Here is a 19,093-nt window from a genome sequence, read left to right on the forward strand (position 1 = left end):
CCTACTCGACGAGCGCCAGTCCGATACGGCCCGGGTGCTCCTCCGTGAAGGCCACGCGCACCCGGATCGGCATCCCGAGCGTGAAGGTGCGCGTGGGCCCCACGAGCGAGGTCTCCCGGGCATCCGGTGCGTAGGGGCCTCCCGGGAGTTGCTCGAGGGGCAGCAACCCCTCCACGAGCGGCTGGTCGAGCTGGACGAGCAGCCCCGAGGAGCGCACCCGGGTGATGTGCCCGTTGAACTCCTGGCCCACGTGCGCGGCCATCACCCGCGCCTCCAGCAGCCGGTGCCGCTCCTTCTCCGCGCGCTGGCCGCGCCGGGTGCGCTCGTTGAGGTGGATCGCGAGCCGTTCGACGTCCGGGTCCTCGTGCGGGAAGTCCCGCCGACCGCGCAGGTAGTGCTTGAGGGCGCGGTGGACGGCGAGGTCCGCGTAGCGCCGCAGCGGCGAGGTGAAGTGCACATAGGCGCGCGCGGCGAGGCCGAAGTGCGGGGCGGGCACCACGGTGTAGCGCGAGGAGGCGAGCGCCTTGAACATCACCGAGCGCAGCGCGGCCTCCGCGGGCACACCGGAGAGCTGCCGGGCGAACGCGGCCAGGGACAGCGGGGTGAGCGTGCGGCCCAGGCCCGCGGCGAAGCCCGAGTGCAGGGCGAAGGCATCCAGGTCCGCCACCGCCTGGGGCTCGGGCTCTCCCTGGACGCGGAAGGGGACGGGAATGCCCCGCTCGACGAGCCATCCGGCGATGGCCTCGTTGGCGGCAACCATGAAGCGCTCGACGAGCGCGTGCGCCGAAGTGGGCCGCTCGGTCTCGATGCCCGACAGCTCGCCCGTGACCTCATCGAAGGTGAAGTGGGCCTCGTCGCGCGTCTGGTCGATACCCCCGCGTCCCGCCCGCGCCACCGCCAGCCGCGCCGCCGCCGCGCGCAACCACGGCATCGCCTCGCGCACCCGGGCCATCGGCTCGGACACCTCGCCCCGATCGAGGTACGCCGCCACCTCGGCGTAGCTCAGCCGCGCCCAGGAGCGCAGCAGGCTCTCGTAGACATCCACCGAGGTGACCCGTCCTTCTGGATCAATGCGCAGCTCCGCCGTGACGCACAGCCGCTCCTCGCCCGGCACGAGGCTGAGCGAGCCCGCCGACAGCGCCTCGGGGAGCATGGGCAGCAGGGTGTCCCCGAGATACACGTTGGTGGCCCGCTCGCGCGCCTCGCGGTCCAGCGCGGAGCCCTCGGGGATGAACTCGGCGGCGTCCGCGATGGAGACGAACAGCCGCAGCGCACCATCCCCCCCGGCGGGGAGCACGGAGAGGGCGTCATCGATGATGCGGGTCGTGGGCGCGTCCACCGTCACCGTGGGCACCTCGCGCAGATCCCTCCGGCCCTCCCGCGCGAGCGGCCGGGCGAGGACCTGGGGGACCTCGGCGTGGGCCTCCGGGCCGAACTCGCGGCGCAGACCATGGCGCAGCAGGAGACGCTCCAGGGCGCGGTCCACTCCGGGCGCGATCTTGCGCACCAGCCGGACCTTGTCCTCGTCGATGCGTGCCACCACCGCGTCGCCGGGCTGGACCTCGATGCCCTCCGTCTCCAGGGGCCAAGCTCCCGCGCCCACGTCCCGGTCGGGGTGGAGCAGCATGCGCTCCTCGCGCACCACCACCTCTCCATAGAGCTCCTGGCGGGGCCGGTGCACGAGGGACAAGCCGCTGGCGCTCCACCGGCCGTCCTCCGCGCGGGTGATCCTCGCGGAGACGACATCGTCGGCCAGGTGATGCTTCAGCTCCGGGGGCGGGATGAAGGCGGAGAGGCCCTCGGAGGTGCTGGTGGGCCGCACGACGAGGAAGCCATAGCCCCGGTGGTGGACGTCGATGTGGCCGGTGACGGTGCGGGAAGTGGGCGAGTCCATGGCTCCGCACCATGTTCCCGCCGCTTCACGGTGTCGAGAGGCCCCGCTCCACCAGGGAGACGAGATCCGCCTGCACACCCAACACCGCGAAGCCGAAGTTGCCCCAGTTGTAGATGTTGCGACGTGTCACGTCCGCGCCGCCCCCGAGGAGCCGCAGCCGCGCGTAGGCACTCACGTCGCCCCGTGTGTTCAGCGGAACACCCAGCGACAGGGCCACGTCGTAGATGCCGCCCGTCGTGTTGCCCACCAGACCAAAGGTGGAGAGCGCGTCGGCCTCCAGCGCCGCCCACACGCGCGAGGGCAGCTCGTAGCGCAACCGGGTCTTCAGCGCGCCCACCACGCCGATGTCGCTCTCCTGCGAGTAGCGCGAGCCATCCACCGCGCCCAGTCCCACCAGGGCGTTGCGGATCTGCACGCTCGCGCCGATGTCCCACTTGAAGCGCTCCCCGTCGATGAGCCGGAAGAGGTAGCTGCCGCGGAACCCATCGAAGAGGTAGCGGCTGTCCACCACGGTGCCCGCGGGGAACACGGTCCCGCGGAAGTCGATGTCCCGCGACAGCGTCGCGCGCGTGGTCACGTCGAACGGGGCGTACAGCAGGATGAGGCCATGGCGCGCGCCCAGGCGTGCCTCCACGGCGGCGCGCCAGGTGCGGTAGAGGGTCGCGTTCTGCTGGAGATCCTCGGCCGAGTAGGACGTGCCCGTGGGGCCATAGCGGCCATCGTTCTGGAAGATGGCGGCCGGGCCCGTTTCGTACTCGGCGACGAGCCCCGTGAGGGGACTCGCGGCGAGGGCGGGCATGGAGAGCAGGGTCAGGACGAGCAGGGAAATTCGCATGGTGCCCGCTCCAACGTCTCGGCCCCCAGCGCGTTACCGCGTTCCGCCGATTTCCACGTCGATCAACGAAAGTGAACTCTTCGTGGGAAAGACACTGAGCGCCTCGACGTTCAGGAGGGCGGCCGGCAGCGCGCAGGACTCCCACTGTCCGGTGCCCTGGAACTGACAGACCCGGGGGCGCACGAAGTTCGTCCCCGTGTCCGGGTCGCTCAGCCCCACCGCTTCCTCCACCCGGACCGCGGCCCGCAGCAGGCCCGGGCCTCGCGCACGCACGCGCAGGGCCGTCAGGGCTTGGACGGGGGACTCGAACACCGCGCTCAGCGCGCCGTCCTTGCGCCACCGGGGGGCCTGCTCCGCCACCGTGAGGGTCACGGACGTGGACTCCTGCCCGTCGAAGGCCCGCTCCGCCCCCTGGGGGCCCACGACGCGGTCCGGCTCGAGCACGGCGGTCGAGGTGGCGGGCATCGCCGTCTGGACGAGCGAGGCCAGGGCGGGCACGTCGCCTTGCGCCACGACGGCCCGCAGCAGCGGGGAGGACACCTGGCCCTCGCGGGCGCAGACCGGGGTGAGCTGCTCGAGCCAGCGCTTGCGCTCCTGCGTCGGGGGCTCCTCGTCCAGGGCGGCGGGCGCGAGCAGGGTGCGCACCACCTCGGCGCAGGCCTCCTGGGTTCCCGGGCCGGCGTGCTCCAGGTGCCAGAGGGGAAGGGCGGGTGGGGGCGTTCCCCCCTGGCTCGCGACCCTCACCGCGCGGACCACGGCCTGTGCGCAGGGGTTGGCGCCGGAGGGGCAGCGCTGACACAGCACGTCGAGCAGCTCGCGCGCGGGGGCCATTCCAGCCGCCAGAGGGAAGCGGGCCTCCAGGGCCGGGCCCAGCTCGCACGCCCGGACGGGCGGGGTGGGGCAGGCGTCCAGCTCCCGCCGGGCCGAGGCGAGGGCCATGGCGTCCTCGGGCGCCTTGAGGACGCTCTCCAGGGATTTCTCGAGGGTCGGGCAGGTCGGGGCGCCGGGGGAGGGGGTGGACGGGGTGCCGCGGGGCGGCACGGGGGCGGGCCCTCCTTCTGGCTCCCTGTGGGTGACGTAATAGAGGCGCGCGAAGGCCACCAGGGCGAGCGTCATCAGGAGGAGTGATCGGACGGGGAAGCGTCGCAAGGTGCAAACTCCTTGATTCCAGCCGGGAGGGGTGGTTATCAGCGCCGCGCGGTTACATCCACCCCGGAGGCATTCGTGGCTGAGACTTTCGACGTGGTGATCATCGGTTCGGGCCCGGGGGGTTATGTCGGTGCGATCCGGGCGGCGCAGCTCGGGTTGAAGACGGCCCTCATCGAGAAGGACAAGCGCCTGGGTGGCACGTGCCTCCATCGGGGCTGCATCCCCACCAAGTCGCTGCTGTGGAGCGCCTCGCTCCTGCATCACATCAAGGAAGCGGCGGACTTCGGCATCGAGGTCCCGGCGCCGGTGGTCAACTGGGCCAAGGTCCAGGAGCACAAGCAGAAGGTGGTCACCAAGGCCGCCAACGGCATCGACTACCTGATGAAGAAGAACAAGATCTCGGTCTTCAAGGGCCATGGCCGCATCGCCGGCAAGGGCAAGGTCGAGGTCACCGCGGACGACGGCTCCAAGCAGACGCTGGACACCAAGAACATCATCATCGCGACGGGCTCGGTGCCCAAGTCGCTGCCCAACGTGCAGGTGGATCACCAGCGCGTGCTCAACAGCGACTCCATCCTCACGATTGATCGCATTCCCAAGAGCCTCATCGTCATCGGCGCGGGCGCGGTGGGCTGCGAGTTCGCCTCCGTCTTCAACCACATGGGCACCCAGGTCTCCGTGGTGGAGTACCTGCCCAACCTGCTGCCCATCGAGGACGTGGACGTCTCCAAGGAGTTCGAGAAGCACTTCAAGAAGCGCAAGATCGACGTGCACACCGGCGCCAAGGTGGAGAAGGTGGAGAGCAACGCCAACGGCGTGAAGCTCACCATGACCGTGGGCACCGAGACGCGCACCATCGAGGCCGAGTACGTGCTGTCCGCCGTGGGCCGCGCCCCGGTGACCGAGGACATCGGTCTGAACTTCACGTCCATCAAGGCCGAGCGCGGCTTCATCAAGACGGACGAGATGATGCGCACCACCGAGCCGAACGTGTACGCGATCGGTGACGTGATCCCCACGCCGATGCTCGCCCACGTGGCCAGTGCCGAGTCGGTGCTCGCGGTAGAGCACATCGCCGGCAAGAAGCCCTCGCCCATCAACTACGATCTGACGCCGTCGGCCACCTACTGCTACCCCGAGGTGGCGTCCGTGGGTCTCACGGAGAAGAAGGCCAAGGAGCGCGGCTACGACGTGAAGACGGGCATCTTCCCGTTCTCCGCCGTCACCAAGGCCTCCATCTCCAACGAGGCCATCGGTCTGGTGAAGGTGGTCTCGGACAAGAAGTACGACGAGGTGCTCGGCGTCCACCTGGTGGGCCCGCACGCCACCGAGCTGCTCGCCGAGGCCTGTGTGGCGCTCCGCCTGGAGATCACCACCGAGGAGCTCGCGCACACGATGCACGCCCACCCCACGCTCTCGGAGATCATGAAGGAAGGCGCCGAGACGGCCCTGGGTCACCCGATCCACATCTGAGCCGGGCGCGTCACGCTCGCTTCACTCAGGCCGTCCGAGACGACTCCGTCTCGGGCGGCCGTTTCATGTCCGGAGGAGGGTGCACCGGGACGTGGCCGAGCAGCTCCGCCAGGTCGAACGCATCCAGCAGCGCGTGCCCGTGCAGGTCGTTGTTGAAGTACACCCAGGCGCCGCGTCCCTTCTGGCGCCAGACCTTCAAATCCCGCGCGACGGGCCGCAGCGCCGCGCGGCCATAGCGCCCGGCGTAGCGGGCTCCCAGGCCGTGGAAGCGCAGGTAGCGGAAGCTCCCCGTGGGACGGGGCGCGGGGACCGGGACGAGATCATGCTCGCACAGGGCCACGTCCCACCGGTCGAGCACCTCCAGCACCTCGTCGTGGTACCAGGCGGCATCGCGGAACTCGAAGACGGAGTGGATGCCGCGGGGCAGGGCGGCGAGGAAGCGCTCCAGCCGCTCGGGGTCCGGCTTCTTCATCTGCGGCGGGAGCTGCCAGAGCACCGGGCCGAGCTTCGGGCCCAGGCGGAGGATGACGTTGAAGAAGCGCGCCAGCCCCTCGCCCACGTCCGTCAGCCGCTTCATGTGGGTGAGGTAGCGGCTGCCCTTGCACGCGAAGCGGAAGCCCGGAGGCGTCTGCGCATACCAGCCGTCCACGGCGTCCACGGTGGGCAGCCGGTAGAAGGGGGCGTTGAGCTCCACGGTGGAGAAGACCTGGGCGTAGTAGGGCAGCCAGCGGTTGGCGGGCAGTCCGGGGGGATAGAACGACGCCCTCCAGTGCTTGTAGACGTACCCGCTCGTCCCGAGGTGGATGGCCCTCATGCCGCCAAGCATGGGCATTCCGGGGGCGGGCTGGCGGGAAGGGCGTGCTCGCCCGCCCGGTGTCCGAGCCGCTCCTCTCCCGGGCGAGCCGGGCTGATGGCTCCGAGGTGGGAACTCGAGTGTTCCGGGGTGGACGCGCGCTGCCTGGAAACGCGCGCCGCGTTAGAAGGGAGAAGCGTTTGAATCCGCGCGAGAGCTGACATATCGCGTCAAGGCTTCCCGCTTGACCCTGCTTTCGCCCCAACCGTAGAAGGCCCGCGACCCATGGCGACTCCCGATCGTTTTCCCCTGCCGCAGGTAGCCGAATCCACCCGGAAGCCCGAGTGGTTGAAGGTGCGTCTCCCGCACGGGGAGGGATACGAGCGGGTGAAGTCCATCGTGCGCCGCACGAAGCTGTCCACGGTGTGCGAGGAAGCGCGCTGCCCGAACATCGCCGAGTGCTGGGGCGGTGGCACCGCCACGGTGATGCTCATGGGCGAGGTGTGCACGCGCGCGTGCCGCTTCTGCCACGTGAAGGTGGGTGCGCCGCCGCCGTTGGATCCGATGGAGCCCATCCACCTGGCCCAGGCCGTCAAGGAGATGGACCTGGAGTACATCGTGGTCACCTCGGTGAACCGGGATGACCGGCCGGATGGGGGCGCGAGCCACTTCGCCTCGGCCATCCGCGAGCTGCGCCAGCACTCGCCCAAGACGATCGTCGAGGTGCTCATTCCCGACTTCAAGGGCAAGGAGCAGGACCTGGACACCGTGGCCCTGGCCCGGCCGCACGTGGTGGCCCACAACGTGGAGACGGTGGAGCGCCTCACCCCCACCGTGCGCGATCGCCGCGCCACCTACCGCCAGTCACTCCGGGTGCTCGAGTACCTCAAGAACCGCCCCGAGCGGCTCTACACCAAGAGCTCCGTCATGGTGGGCCTGGGCGAGACGGACGCCGAGCTGGAGCAGACCTTCCGCGACCTGCGCTCGGCGGGCGTGGACGTGCTGACGCTCGGGCAGTACCTCCAGCCCTCGCAGTACCACCTGCGCGTGGAGCGCTTCGTGAGCCCGCCCCAGTTCGAGGCCTACAAGCAGCTCGCCGAGTCCTTTGGCTTCCTGTACGTCGCCTCCGGGCCGCTCGTGCGCTCGAGCTACCGCGCCGCCGAGTTCTTCATGAAGGGCCTCATGGAGCGTGAGCGCCTGGGGCTCGCCAGCGGCACCTGACGCCTTTCTCCCCTCATCCCGAAACGGAACCCGAATGGCGATCTTCGAGTTGAAGCTTCCTGATCTTGGCGAAGGTGTTCAGGAGGGCGAACTGGTCAAGTGGCACGTCAAGGCGGGTGACCTGGTCAAGGAGGACCAGACCCTCGCCGAGGTGATGACGGACAAGGCCACCGTGACCGTTCCCAGCCCCAAGGCCGGCCGGGTCGTGCAGACGCACGGCAAGGAAGGCGAGATGGCGAAGGTGCACCAGCTCCTCGTCACGCTCGAGCTCGAGGGTTCCGCGCCCGCCCAGGCCTCGTCGGGCCATGGCGCTCCGGCGGCCGCTCCCGCCGCTGCTCCCGTGGCCGCGGCGGCCAGCGCGGCTCCGGAGGCCGCGTCCTCGTCCAAGGTGCTCGCCACGCCGCTCACCCGCCGCATGGCGCGCGAGCACGGGTTGGATCTCTCTCAGATCGCCGGTTCCGGGCCGCAGGGCCGCGTGATGAAGGCGGACGTGAAGGCGGCCATCGCGGGCGCCTCCTCCTCGCGCAACGAGGTGTCGCCGCCTCCCGCCGCCGCGCGTCCGGCCGCGCCCCCGGTGGTTTCGGGTCGGGCCGACGAGCGCATCCCGCTGCGCGGCCTGCGCAAGAAGATCGCCGAGAAGATGGTGCGCTCGAAGTTCACCGCGCCCCACTTCGGCTTCGTCGAGGAGACGGATGCCACGGAGCTCGTCGCCCTGCGCAAGCGGCTCAACGAGAGCCTGGCCGCCACGGGGGACAAGACGAAGCTGTCCTTCCTGCCCTTCATCGTGAAGGCCGTCATCGCGGCGATGAAGAAGTACCCCCACCTCAACGCGCAGATGGACGAGGCCGCCCAGGAGCTCGTCGTCCGGGGCGAGTTCAACATCGGCATCGCGGTGTCCACCCCCGAGGGGCTCACCGTGCCGGTGATCAAGAACGCGGACCGGCTCACCCTGCGCGAGCTGGCCGAGGAGATCCTCCGCCTGAGCACCGCGGCGCGCGAGCGCAAGCTGAAGATGGACGAGCTGACCGGCGGCTCCTTCACCATCACCTCGCTCGGGCAGTCGGGCGGCATCTTCGCCACGCCCATCATCAACCACCCCGAGGTGGCCATCCTGGGCATCCACCGCATGCGCAAGCGGCCCGTGGTGGACAAGAATGATCAGGTGGTCGTGCGCGAGATGATGAACATCTCCATCTCCGCGGACCACCGCGTCATCGACGGCCAGATGGCCGCGGACTTCGTCTACGAGGTCATCAAGTACCTGGAGCATCCAGACATGCTGTTCCTGGCCATGGCCTGACGGCCGTTGGCCTTCGCGAGGGAGTAGGGGCCCATGGCCGAGAACGTCCGCGACGTCATCCGCGCCGCCCAGGCGGCGGAGCTCGGCGGCGACAAGCGCCGGGCCATCGAGTTGTTCCAACGCGCCGCCGAGCTGTGCCGGCGCGGGGGAAACCGGGCCCGGGCGGAACAGCTCCTGCGCTATGCCCTGCGGTTGGACCCCTCCCGCGCCGACCTGGAAGAGGAGCTGCGCCGGTTGGAGGCGGGGGAGAGCGAGCCCTCGCCCCCCTTCCCGGTCGTGTCCTCGGACGACGACGAGGACGACGTCCACGAGGGGGCCACCTGGGAGATCCAGGAGGACGCCTCGTCGCTCCAGGATGCGCTGCGCGAGGCCGAGCTGGCCGTGGATCGCCGTGCCAACCCGGTGGGCCTGGCGGTGAAGGTCATGCGCTCGGCCATCCTCACCGCGGAGAGCGTGGGGCCGCGGCGGGAGGCACCGCCCGCGCCGCCCGCCGTCTCCGCCCCGCCGTCGCCGGAGCGGGAGGGCCTGTTCATCGAGCGGGGGCCGACCCGGGCCGATCCCGCGCTCGAGGCGTGGTGCTCCTTCTGCTGCCGGCCCCGGACCGAGGTGGGACCGCTGGTGGCGGGTCCCGCGGGCGCGTTCATCTGCGCGGCCTGCATCGGAGAATCCAGCTCGCTCCTGGGGGGTGTGACGGCGCGTGCTCCGTCGGCGCGGCCCCGGGCGTCGCGGCCCGTCACCCAGGAGTTGCTGGGACAAGCGGAGGCCCGGGCGCGGCTCGAGAGCGGGCTGGCGGCGGGGGTTCGCCGGGTGCTGGTGCTCGGGCCCGAGGGCTCGGGGAAGAGCACCTGGCTGCGGGCGCTCGCGGAGGCGGGGCAGGGCGAGGTCGTCACTCCGGAGTCGATCGATCGCGCCTCGGTGGAGGCCACGCTGCTCGTGGAGGACGTGGATCGGCTGCCCTCCGCCGGGCAGGCCGCGCTCGGGGCCTTCCTGAGCCGTCACCCCCAGCGCACGGTGGTGATGTCCGCCCGGGGGGGCGCGGTGGCTCCGGGGCCCGAGCTCGTGTCGGACTCGGGCCGCCTCTTCGTGCCCACCACAGCCTCGCTCTCCGAGGCCACCCGCGGCGCGCTCTCCCTGTCGTTGTTGGAGCAGGTGCAGCTGCTCGTCGCGCTCGAGACGCCCGGCGTCGGGCTGCTGCGGGAGATCGCCCGGCGACAGCTCTCCGCCCGGGAGGACATCCAACTGTCCGACGAGGCGCTCACCGCGCTCGCCGAGGAGGCCGCCCGTTCACCTCGGACCGGACATGAATTGAAGGCGCTCCTGGCGCGGATTCCCCCCGGCTCCTGGCGGCGGGCGACTCCGGGGCCGGGCAAGGGAGACACGTGAACACTCTGACGGTGTATCGGCTCGGTCAGGTCGAGTACGAGGATGGCTTGCAGCTCATGAAGCTCTTCGGCGAGACCCGGCGCCAGGGCCTCTGCGGGGACGTGTTGCTGCTGCTCGAGCACCCGCCGGTGCTCACCCTGGGCCGGGCCGCCAAACGCGAGAACGTCGTCGCGGACGATGCGCGCCTGGCCGAGGAGCACATCGGACTGTTCCAGACGGACCGGGGCGGTGACGTCACCTACCACGGCCCCGGGCAGCTCGTGGGCTACCCCATCTTCCTGCTGCCCGAGCACCGCCAGGACGTGCGCCGCTACGTGCGGGACGTCGAGCAGTGCATGCACCGCACGCTCGCCGAGTATGGCCTGTCCTCGGTGACGATCCCCAAGTGGCCCGGGGTGTGGCTCGGCGGCGAGGCGACGCACGATGCCCGGAAGATCGCCGCCATCGGGGTGCACCTGGCGCGCTGGCTCACCAGCCATGGCTTCGCGCTCAACGTGAACACGCACCTGGAGCACTTCCAGCTCATCGTGCCCTGTGGCATCCGCGAGGCGGGCGTCACGTCGCTGCAGCGCGAGCTGGGCCACCGCGTGCCCATGGCCGAGGTGGAGGAGAAGGTGGCGCGGCACTTCGCCGAGGTCTTCGAGCTCCAGCGCGTCGAGGGCCCGCCGCCCACGCGCACCGTGAGCGTCACGCTCCTCCAGGGCGAGGGCGCCGACACCCGCGTGCTGCTCCTGCGCCGGCGCCCCGAGCGGGGAGGCTTCTGGCAGATCGTCACCGGACGGCTGGAGCCGGGCGAGTCACCCCGCGAAGCCGCCGCGCGTGAGCTGTTCGAGGAGACCGGACTGCGCGCCGACGTGGTGGATCTGGACTACCGCCACGCCTTCGCGGTGGGCAACACGGTGCCGCCCCGGCTCGTCGAGGAGAACGCCTTCGCCGCGCGGTGCGGCGGCGGCTTCGAGGTGCGTCTGGGGGACGAGCACGACGCCTTCGAGTGGGTGGATGTTCCCACGGCGCTCGAGCGGCTGCCCTTCCGGGGGCTGCGCGAGGGCGTGGAGCGCGCCCTCCAGCGCGGCGCGCGCGACGTCAGAGGGTGATCGTCTCCAGCTCCCGCGCGGCGATCACCTCGGGGCGGTGCTCACGCACCCGGGCGACGAAGGCATCCATCTCCTCGTCATCGCGCGTGGTCTCGTGGTGGAAGAGCACCAGTTGCTTCACCTGGGCGGCGTTGGCCACGTGCACCGCCGCCTCCCACGTCGAGTGGCCCCAGCCCATCTTCGAGGCGCCCTTGCGGCCCCGGTACTCATCCTCGGTGTACATCGCGTCGATGATGAGCACGTCCGCGCCCCGCGCGAACTCCACCAGGTCGCGATCCATGTCGCAGCCGTGCTCCACGTCCGTCGCGTACACCACCGAGCGGCCATCGCAGTCCACGCGATAGCCCAGGTTGCCGCCCGGGTGGTTCAGATCCAGCGCGCGCACGGTGGCCGCTCCCAGCTCCAGCGACTGCCCCGGCGCCATGTCACGGTAGGTCAGCGCGGCCTTGGTGACCTGGGTCATCGTCACCGGGAAGTAGGGCTGCACCATCTGCCCGGCCAGCACGTCCTTCACCGAGCGTCCCTCGCGGGTGGCGCCATACAGCGTGAAGGAGAAGCGGGGGTTGAAGAGCGGGGTGAAGAACGGCACCCCCTGCAGGTGATCGTAGTGGTAGTGGGACAGGAAGATGGACGCGCGCAGCGGTCCACTCCCGGCGCTCAGCGCCTCGCCCAGCGCGCGAGCCCCCGTGCCCATGTCGAAGATGAGCAACTCGTCCCCGCATCGCATCTCGACGCAAGGCGTGTTGCCCCCATAGCGCTGGGTCTTCGGTCCAGGGGCGGGGACCGAGCCACGCACCCCCCAGAACCGGACGTGAAAGGGGACTCGCGGCTCGGCGTGCTCCTGGCCCGAGGCGTCCTCAGCCCACCTTCGCTTCTGTGTCGTCCTCGGCGAAGAGCTCAATCAGGTGTCCCGTGCGCTCGCGCTTTGTCCTCAGGTAGTCCACGTTATGTGGATTATGCGCCGTACGCGAGGGAATGCGTCGGCGTACGGGAATACCCTCTTCCACCAATCCTGCAATTTTCAGGGGGTTGTTCGTGATGAGATCCACCGAACGCACTCCCAGTGAGCGCAGCATCTCCGCGGCGACGTCGTAGCTGCGCAAGTCATCGGCGAACCCCAGCTTCCGGTTGGACTCGTACGTGTCCAGCCCCTGGGATTGCAACGCATAGGCCTTGATCTTGTTACCCAGGCCGATGCCCCGGCCCTCCTGGCGCAGGTAGAGCACCACGCCACACCCATTCTGGGTGACGAAGTCCAGCGCCCGGTCCAGCTGCTGCCGGCAGTCGCACTTGAGGCTGCCGAACACCTCGCTGGTGAGGCACTCGGAGTGCACGCGCACCGGCACCCCCTCCTTGTCGAGGATGTCCCCCACGATGAGGGCCACGTGCTCCCGGCCATTGCGCTTCTCCCGGAAGACGACCGTGCGCAGCACGCCCCGCTCAGTCGGGACGTCCGCTTCGGAGAACCTCTCCAGGAGCGAAGAGCTTTTTCGGGTGGGGAGGATCTGAGGCGTGTCGGACATGAGAAGACCTTTCTCCCTTACAACAGATGGGGACACAAGATGGATGCTCGCCGGGAGCCGTTGTTCCTCAAGCACTCCAGGACAGGGGCAACAGCTCGACCTTGTCCCCAGTAGCCAACCTACTGGAAGAACGAGGAAAATGAAGCAGGTGAGTTGCCGAGGCCGCGGATCGCAGGGCGCCCGAGGTCTGGGTGGCCAGGGGCCGGGCCCACAGCTCGCCCTCCTGCCAGGCGGCTGTTACACGGATGTAGTGGTCCAGTCCCGGGGCCTTCTTCAGCTCCCCCGCGAGCCGGCCTGGCACCCGTGGCGGCTCCACGTCCGCGTGTCCCAGCATGCGGCGCAGGGCGGGGCGAACGAAGAGCTCGAAGGTCACCAGGGACGAGGTGGGGTTGCCGGGCAGCCCACAGTAGAGGGTGCCCCCCTTGCGGCCCACCGCCAGGGGCTTGCCCGGCTTGATGGCCACACGCCAGAAGTCCTGCGCCACGCCCAGGTGCGCCAGCGCCTCGCGCACGAAGTCGTGCTCGCCCACCGACATGCCGGCGCTCGTGAGCACCAGATCATGACCCTCGGCGGCCGCGAGCAGGCGGGACACGTCCTCCCGGGTGTCCCGGGCGATGCCGAGCACCGAGGGCACCCCGCCGGCGCGCATCACCGCGAGGCTGAGCGCGGGCGCGTTGGCGTCCACGATGCGGCCCTCGGCGGGGGCGTCCGCCGGGCACAGCTCGTCCCCCGTGGAGAGGATGGCCACCCGGGGCCGGCGGGGCACGGGCACGCTCGTGCGCCCCTGACCCAGCAGCAGGCCCAGCTCGGGGATTCCCAGGGGAGTTCCCCGGGGCAGCAGCAGCTCGCCCTCGCGCGCGTCCTCCCCCCGGGGCCGCACGAAGTTGCCGGGACCCACCCCCTCGAGGATGTCCACCGCGTCGCCCTCGGGCGTGAGCCGCGTCCGCTCGCGCATCACCACCGCGTCGGCGCCCGCGGGCAGGGGAGCCCCCGTCATGATGCGCGCGCACGTCCCGGGACGTACCTGCTCGCGCGGCGTCTGCCCCGCGTAGATGGTCTCCCCCACCCGCAGCCGCACGGGCAGGGGGGCCGAGAGGTCCGCGCTGCGCACGGCGAAGCCATCCATGGCCGAGTTGTCCCAGGGCGGCAGGGTGCGTTGGGCCCGCACGTCCTCGGCCAGCGTGCGCCCGAGCGCGTCTTCCCAACGCACCCACTCGGTGGACAACGGTTGGACCAGGGCGAGGGTGCGGGCTCGCGCTTCCTCCACGGCGAGCAACTCGGTGTCTTCCTTCATTCGGGGGCGACCTCGGAGAGAGGGTGGGGGGCGGAACAACCCGTTACAGGCGTGTAGCGAGCGGCCCCTTTTGGCATCAAAGTCCCCAGGAAATTCAAGACTTTGTTTGACAGGTCTGCTGATCATCGTTACAAGCCGTGATGATCGCGAGGACCTGATCTGGTCGTGGTCAGGTGTGCCAACCCGTTGAGATGACACGGGAATTCAAGGAGACAGCGTCGATGGCCAAGCCCAGGTCCGGGGCCAAGAAGGCGACTCCCGCCGCGAAGAAAGTCAAGTCGGCGAAATCGGGGGGGGTCCTCAAGAGCGCGTCCAAACGAGTGGCGAAGGCGGCCGCGAAGTTGGTGGCGAAGGCGACCGAGGCGTCCAAGGCGGGAAAGAAGGCCCCCGCGAAGAAGAAGTCCGCGGCCCCCGCCGCGAAGAAGGCCGCCGCCAAGGTGAAGCAGGTGGCCAAGGCCGCCACGAAGGCGGTGGCCAAGGCGGCGGCGAAGGTGAAGGAGGTCGCCAAGGGCAAGGAGACGGTCAAGCCCAAGGAAGCGACCAAGGTCAAGGAGTCCTCGGCCAAGGCGGGTGCTCGCGCCGAGCCGAGCGCTCCTCCAGTCGAGAAGCCTCGTCCCCGCGCCACCAAGCTGCCCCCGCCGGGCGAGCCCCTCAACAAGCGCGACATGGAGCAGTTGCTCACCGCCGGCCAGGGCCGGGGCGTGGTGGGCGAGGGCAGCCTCAAGGGCCGCCTGACGGTCGTGGAGGGCCTGCCGGGCCTCGTGGTGATCGGCCGCGACAAGCGCGAGCTGGTCTTCATCCTCCAGGGGCCGGATCAGGAAGTGCTGCCGGCCTACGTGGATCACAAGGTGTCCGTCAGCGGTCTCATCAAGAAGACCACCAACTACGGCGGCACGGTGGACGTGCGGAAGTTCTCCGCGAAGAAGCCGGAGGCCGAGGAGCCCGTGCCCGAGCCGGTGGAGTCGGAGACCCGGCTGCGCTACCTGTCGCCTGGCGAGGTGTCGCAGGTCATCTCGGCGGGCATGGGCGCGGGCATGAAGGGCTTCGCCGCGCTGCGCGGCAACCTGGAGATGACCGGCGAGGAGTTCGTGCTGGTGGTCTCCAACGCCGGCACCCGGCAGCAGGTGTCCTACATCCTCGAGGGCAAGGGCGCCAAGGGCCTGCGCCGCTTCCTTGGCCAGACGCTGTCCGTCACCGGCGTGGTGGACAAGTCTTCGGGCTGGGGCGGGCGCATCGACGTGGAGAACGTGGAAGTGCGCCCCGCGGAAGTGCGCCCCATGTCCCGCGAGGGCCTGGAGACGGTGCACGTGGAAGGCGAGCAGTCGACCAGCATCGACGTGCGGCTCAACCACGCCTTCACCGTGCGCCTCCAGGAGCAGCCCGGCTTCTCGTGGACCATCGAGCCCACGGCGGCCAAGCGTCTGGGCCTGCGCGAGGCCAACTTCGAGGTCAGCTCCGAGGGACCCGCCTCGCGCGAGTTCTTCTTCACGCCCCGCAATCCGGGCGTCTCGGAGATCGAGTTCTTCCTCGCCAAGGCCTTCAACCCCGGTCAGGTGGAGCGCTCGTTCAAGCTCAACGTGACCGTCAAGGCCTGAGAGGGTCCCGCTGACCATCCTCCGTCCCCATCTTTCTCTCTCCAAGTCATGCCCGGGGGTCCCCAGTGGGACCGGCCGGGCTTATTTTTTTCAGGGCCCGTTGGGCTCCCTTCCGTGGGATCTCTCGTGACGGATCTTCCTCAAGACGTGAAGCGACACCTGGCCGAGTCCAAGCATCCCCTCGGCATCAAGGAACTGCTCAAACTCACCCAGCTCCACCCCGGACAGCAGACCCAGCTCAAGCGGACGCTCCGGGACATGGTGCGCGCGGGCGATCTGCTCAAGGAGGGCAAGCGCTTCCGCCTCCGGGGCGCGCAGCCGCCTTCGTCCGCAGGTGACGGCCCCCGGCCTCCCTTCCGGCGCGAACGGGACGCAAGGCCCCCCGAGGCCCCACGGGCCGGCTCCCGGGAAGAGCGCGGCGCACCCGGTCCGGGGCCGCGAGCCCCGTCCGAGCCCGACTCGCGCTTCGCCCCCCGGGGCCGCTTCGACAAGGAGCGCCGCCCCGAGCCGCGCGGCCGCTTCGTGCGCGAGGGCCGCGCCGAGCAGCCCCAAAGCCGTGTCGAGGACCGTGGCGCCGGACCGCGTGGCCGCTTCGCCCGTCCCGAGCGTCCAGGTGACGCGGGCCGTTCCGCGCCTGTGGGCCGGTTCGTCCGGGATGAGCGCCGGCCGGCACCGGGAGGCCGCTTCGACAAGGAGCGCCGTCCCCCGCCCGGTGGGCGCTCCTTTGGCGGGGATCGCTTCGCGTCCCGTGACCGGGGCGGCCGCGGCGGACCCCAGGGACAGGAGGTCTCCACCGTCGAGGGCGTGTTCCACGCGCACCGGGATGGCTTCGGCTTCGTCCACCCCAGCTCGGGACAGGGGGACAACATCTTCCTGCCACCCCAGGAGGCCACGCGCGCGCTCGACAATGATCGCGTGGTCGTGGAGGCGTGGGGCCGTCCCGGACGCATGGAGGGCCGCCTCGTGAGCGTGGTGGGCCGCCTGCGCCAACTCGTCGTGGGCACGTATGAAACCCGCGGACGGCACGGCGCCCAGGTGGTGACGACCGACAAGAACCTGCAGGCGCAGGGCCCCATCCGCGTGCCGCCCACCCAGATGGCGCGCGACGGAGACCTGGTGAAGGTGCGGCTGGGCGTTGGCGCCGGTCTGCTGGAGCCGGGCGAGGGCCTCTATGGCGAGGTCGCTGGCTCGCTCGGCAAGCCCGGGGATCCGAGCGCGGAGGTGCTCTCCATCGCCTACTCGCAGGGCTTCTCCGACGAGTTCCCTCCCGAGGTCATGGACGAGGCGGACCGCATCCACACCGTCGTCACCGAGGAGGAGGCCCGGGGCGAGGAGCGAAAGGATCTGCGCTCGCTGCCGCTCGTCACCATCGACGGCGAGGACGCGCGCGACTTCGACGACGCCGTCTACGCCGAGGAGCGGAGCGAGGGCTGGCGGCTCGTGGTGGCCATCGCCGACGTGACGCACTACGTGCGCGAGGGCACCGCGCTCAACGCCGAGGCCCTGCGCCGCGCCACCTCCGTCTACCTGCCCGACCGCGTGCTGCCCATGCTCCCGGAGCGCCTGAGCAACGGCATCTGCTCGCTGCGTCCCGACGAGGACCGGTTGTGCATGGTGGCCGACATGGTGATCGACCGGAAGGGCACGCTCGTCTCCAGCGAGCTGTACCCGGCCGTCATGCGCAGCCACGCGCGCTGCACCTACAACGAGGTGCAGGACGTGCTCGATGGCAAGGACGTGCCGCACCGCAACGCCTTCAAGCCCCACTTCGAGCGGCTCCAGGCCCTGGCGCGCACGCTCACCCAGATGCGCAAGGAGCGCGGCGCCATCGACTTCAACCTGGCCGAGCACAAGGTGCTCATGGGCGAGGACGGCCTGCCCGCCCGCATGGAGAAGCGCGAGCGCAAGGACAGCCACCGGCTCATCGAGGAGTGCATGCTCGCCGCCAACGAGGCGGTGGCCAGGTACTTCGCCGACCGCGAGCTGCCCAGCGTCTACCGCTACCACGGTGAGCCGGACGAGGAGAAGCTCGCCATCTTCGCCCAGATGGCCCAGGCCTACGGCTTTCAGCTCAACGCCGAGGACATCACCCCCAAGGCGCTCAACAGCTTCATGACGCAGTTGCAGGGCCACCCCGAGGAGCGCGCCCTCAACCAGCTCCTGCTGCGCTCCATGATGCAGGCCGTCTACACCTCGGGCGACCGGGGCCACTACGGCCTGGCCGCCGAGTACTACCTGCACTTCACCTCGCCCATCCGCCGCTACCCGGACCTGCTCGTGCACCGGCTGCTCAAGGCGCACTGGAACCGCAAGGGCCAGAAGCGGCTGGAGGCCCACGTGGAGCGCGAGGAGCGCACGCTGGAGGACATGGCCGCCCAGAGCTCCGATCGTGAGCGCGCCGCCATGCAGGCCGAGCGTGAAGTGGTCTCCTACTACGCGGCCCTCATGGTGAAGGACCGCGTGGGCGAGGAGTTCGCCGCCACCGTCGCCGGCATCGCCGAGTTCGGCTTCTTCGTGGAACTCGATGAGCTGCACATCGAGGGGCTCGTGCGCGCCGACACGCTCGGCTTCGGCACCCGCTTCGACAAGGCGCTGCTCGCCCTGCTGCTGCCGGGAGGCTTCCGCGTGCGCGTGGGCCAGAAGGCCCGCGTGCGGCTGACCAGCGTGAACCTGGGACTGCGGCGCATCGACTTCGAGGCCCTCGAGGTGGGCGGCCACACGGTCAAGGCCATTCAGGCCGTGGATCGCCGGGAGCATGAGGAGCAGCGGCGTCAGTCCAAGGAGGAGCGCAAGAAGGCGGCCCGCATCGCGCGCGAGCGCGAGCGCCAGGAGAAGTGGGGCAAGCCCCGCGTGGACATCGGCGCCGAGCGCTCGCTCGCCGAGGCCGAGGAGGCCCAGCGGCGTCAGGCCGCCGATGCTCCCGTGACGATGGAGATTCCCCAGGAGACCATCGACGCCGTGGTGGCGGCGGCTCCTCCAGAGGTTTCCGCCGAGGTCGTTCCCGTACCGTCCGCGGGCTTCGAGCGCATCCGTGCCCTCGCGGCCCTGGATCAGCCTTCCGAGCAGCAGGCGCCCGAGAAGGTGAAGGCCGTGCCGCCCACGCGACGCAAGCGCGCCGCCGTCGCCGCCGAGGAGAAGCCCACGCGGGCGAAGCCACCCGCGACCCGCAAGCAGGCCGCCGCCAAGAAGCCCGCGGCGAAGAAGGCCCCGGCGGCCAGGAAGGCTCCCGCGAAGAAGGCCGCCGCCAAGAAGGCTCCCGCGAAGAAGGTCACGGCCAAGAAGGCCGCCGCCAAGAAGACTCCCGCGAAGAAGGCTCCGGCCAAGAAGGCCGCGGTGGTCAAGAAGGCTCTCGTGAAGAAGGCCGCGGTGGTCAAGAAGGCTCCCGCGAAGAAGGCCCCGGCCAAGAAGGCCGCCGCCAAGAAGTCCACGGCGGCGACCAAGGCTCGTCCCGCCAAGGGCGGCGCGAAGAAGACGGCCGCCTCCCGCCAGGGAAGGAAGTCGTAGCGGCACGCGACGTCCCGCTCAGACCGAACCACCCG

Annotated in this window: 14 protein-coding genes; 7 read left to right on the forward strand and 7 right to left on the reverse strand. The window is 70.4% G+C overall.

What is annotated here, in order from left to right:
• Nucleotide 1: 1 nt before the first annotated feature.
• Genes F0U63_RS18240 through F0U63_RS18250 form a run of 3 tightly spaced genes read right to left on the reverse strand, consistent with a single transcriptional unit; the run spans nt 2 to nt 3,878 of the window.
• A complete protein-coding gene (locus F0U63_RS18240; RefSeq protein ID WP_395847195.1) occupies nt 2-1,894 on the reverse strand; it encodes a ribonuclease R family protein in 1,893 nt (630 codons plus the stop codon).
• Nucleotides 1,895-1,919: 25 nt separating this feature from the next.
• Nucleotides 1,920-2,729, reverse strand: coding sequence for a hypothetical protein (locus F0U63_RS18245; protein WP_395847196.1), 810 nt, complete (start codon nt 2,727-2,729; stop codon nt 1,920-1,922).
• A 33-nt stretch (nt 2,730-2,762) separates the two neighbouring features.
• The gene (locus F0U63_RS18250) at nt 2,763-3,878 is read right to left on the reverse strand and encodes a hypothetical protein (protein WP_395847197.1); all 1,116 of its coding nucleotides are present in this window, start codon (nt 3,876-3,878) and stop codon (nt 2,763-2,765) included.
• A 75-nt stretch (nt 3,879-3,953) separates the two neighbouring features.
• On the opposite strand from F0U63_RS18250, the gene lpdA reads away from it, so the two are divergent.
• Nucleotides 3,954-5,351: a dihydrolipoyl dehydrogenase gene (gene lpdA / locus F0U63_RS18255; protein WP_395847198.1), complete on the forward strand. Its 1,398-nt coding sequence runs from the start codon at nt 3,954-3,956 to the stop codon at nt 5,349-5,351.
• A gap of 25 nt (nt 5,352-5,376) precedes the next feature.
• Here lpdA and F0U63_RS18260 read toward each other — a convergent pair whose 3' ends face one another.
• Nucleotides 5,377-6,177: a DUF72 domain-containing protein gene (locus tag F0U63_RS18260; protein ID WP_395847199.1), complete on the reverse strand. Its 801-nt coding sequence runs from the start codon at nt 6,175-6,177 to the stop codon at nt 5,377-5,379.
• A gap of 252 nt (nt 6,178-6,429) precedes the next feature.
• Here F0U63_RS18260 and lipA point away from each other — a divergent pair, with 252 nt between their 5' ends.
• The 4 genes from lipA to lipB are packed head-to-tail and all read left to right on the forward strand — an operon-like array spanning nt 6,430 to nt 11,142.
• Nucleotides 6,430-7,365, forward strand: a complete 936-nt coding sequence (gene lipA, locus F0U63_RS18265) for a lipoyl synthase (protein WP_395847200.1) — start codon at nt 6,430-6,432, stop codon at nt 7,363-7,365.
• A gap of 34 nt (nt 7,366-7,399) precedes the next feature.
• Nucleotides 7,400-8,665: a dihydrolipoamide acetyltransferase family protein gene (locus F0U63_RS18270; protein ID WP_395847201.1), complete on the forward strand. Its 1,266-nt coding sequence runs from the start codon at nt 7,400-7,402 to the stop codon at nt 8,663-8,665.
• A 33-nt stretch (nt 8,666-8,698) separates the two neighbouring features.
• Nucleotides 8,699-10,048, forward strand: coding sequence for a ClpX C4-type zinc finger protein (locus F0U63_RS18275; protein WP_395847202.1), 1,350 nt, complete (start codon nt 8,699-8,701; stop codon nt 10,046-10,048).
• On the forward strand, nt 10,045-11,142 hold the full coding sequence (lipB, locus tag F0U63_RS18280) for a lipoyl(octanoyl) transferase LipB (protein WP_395847203.1): 1,098 nt from the start codon (nt 10,045-10,047) through the stop codon (nt 11,140-11,142). The genes F0U63_RS18275 and lipB overlap by 4 nt, the downstream gene beginning before the upstream one ends.
• Here the strand turns inward: lipB and F0U63_RS18285 are convergent.
• The 3 genes from F0U63_RS18285 to glp all read right to left on the reverse strand — a co-directional run bounded on the left by F0U63_RS18285 (nt 11,132) and on the right by glp (nt 13,959).
• Nucleotides 11,132-11,869 (reverse strand): MBL fold metallo-hydrolase, encoded by a 738-nt coding sequence (locus F0U63_RS18285; RefSeq protein ID WP_395847204.1) that lies wholly within the window; start codon nt 11,867-11,869, stop codon nt 11,132-11,134. The two genes, lipB and F0U63_RS18285, sit on opposite strands and share 11 nt — an antisense overlap.
• A 130-nt stretch (nt 11,870-11,999) precedes the next feature.
• Nucleotides 12,000-12,665 carry a GTP cyclohydrolase II gene (ribA, locus tag F0U63_RS18290; protein WP_395847205.1) on the reverse strand — a complete coding sequence of 222 codons (666 nt, stop codon included), beginning with the start codon at nt 12,663-12,665 and terminating at the stop codon, nt 12,000-12,002.
• Nucleotides 12,666-12,732: 67 nt separating this feature from the next.
• Nucleotides 12,733-13,959: a gephyrin-like molybdotransferase Glp gene (gene glp / locus F0U63_RS18295; RefSeq protein WP_395847206.1), complete on the reverse strand. Its 1,227-nt coding sequence runs from the start codon at nt 13,957-13,959 to the stop codon at nt 12,733-12,735.
• 221 nt (nt 13,960-14,180) lie between these two features.
• Here glp and F0U63_RS18300 point away from each other — a divergent pair, with 221 nt between their 5' ends.
• Nucleotides 14,181-15,554, forward strand: a complete 1,374-nt coding sequence (locus F0U63_RS18300; protein WP_395847207.1) for a protease inhibitor I42 family protein — start codon at nt 14,181-14,183, stop codon at nt 15,552-15,554.
• Between the two features lie 147 nt (nt 15,555-15,701).
• The gene (gene rnr, locus F0U63_RS18305) at nt 15,702-19,058 is read left to right on the forward strand and encodes a ribonuclease R (protein ID WP_395847208.1); all 3,357 of its coding nucleotides are present in this window, start codon (nt 15,702-15,704) and stop codon (nt 19,056-19,058) included.
• Nucleotides 19,059-19,093: the final 35 nt, after the last annotated feature.

The sequence above is a fragment of the Cystobacter fuscus genome (assembly GCF_044360685.1).
Lineage (GTDB): Bacteria > Myxococcota > Myxococcia > Myxococcales > Myxococcaceae > Cystobacter > Cystobacter fuscus_C.

Bases quoted from the DNA above. Each gene is read 5' to 3' on its own strand.
- F0U63_RS18240 (WP_395847195.1), bottom strand. From the start codon at position 1,894: ATGGACTCGCCCACTTCCCGCACCGTCACCGGCCACATCGACGTCCAC.
- F0U63_RS18245 (WP_395847196.1), bottom strand. From the start codon at position 2,729: ATGCGAATTTCCCTGCTCGTCCTGACCCTGCTCTCCATGCCCGCCCTC.
- F0U63_RS18260 (WP_395847199.1), bottom strand. From the start codon at position 6,177: ATGCTTGGCGGCATGAGGGCCATCCACCTCGGGACGAGCGGGTACGTC.
- lipA (WP_395847200.1), top strand. From the start codon at position 6,430: ATGGCGACTCCCGATCGTTTTCCCCTGCCGCAGGTAGCCGAATCCACC.
- F0U63_RS18270 (WP_395847201.1), top strand. From the start codon at position 7,400: ATGGCGATCTTCGAGTTGAAGCTTCCTGATCTTGGCGAAGGTGTTCAG.
- F0U63_RS18275 (WP_395847202.1), top strand. From the start codon at position 8,699: ATGGCCGAGAACGTCCGCGACGTCATCCGCGCCGCCCAGGCGGCGGAG.
- F0U63_RS18285 (WP_395847204.1), bottom strand. From the start codon at position 11,869: ATGCGATGCGGGGACGAGTTGCTCATCTTCGACATGGGCACGGGGGCT.
- ribA (WP_395847205.1), bottom strand. From the start codon at position 12,665: ATGTCCGACACGCCTCAGATCCTCCCCACCCGAAAAAGCTCTTCGCTC.
- glp (WP_395847206.1), bottom strand. From the start codon at position 13,959: ATGAAGGAAGACACCGAGTTGCTCGCCGTGGAGGAAGCGCGAGCCCGC.
- F0U63_RS18300 (WP_395847207.1), top strand. From the start codon at position 14,181: ATGGCCAAGCCCAGGTCCGGGGCCAAGAAGGCGACTCCCGCCGCGAAG.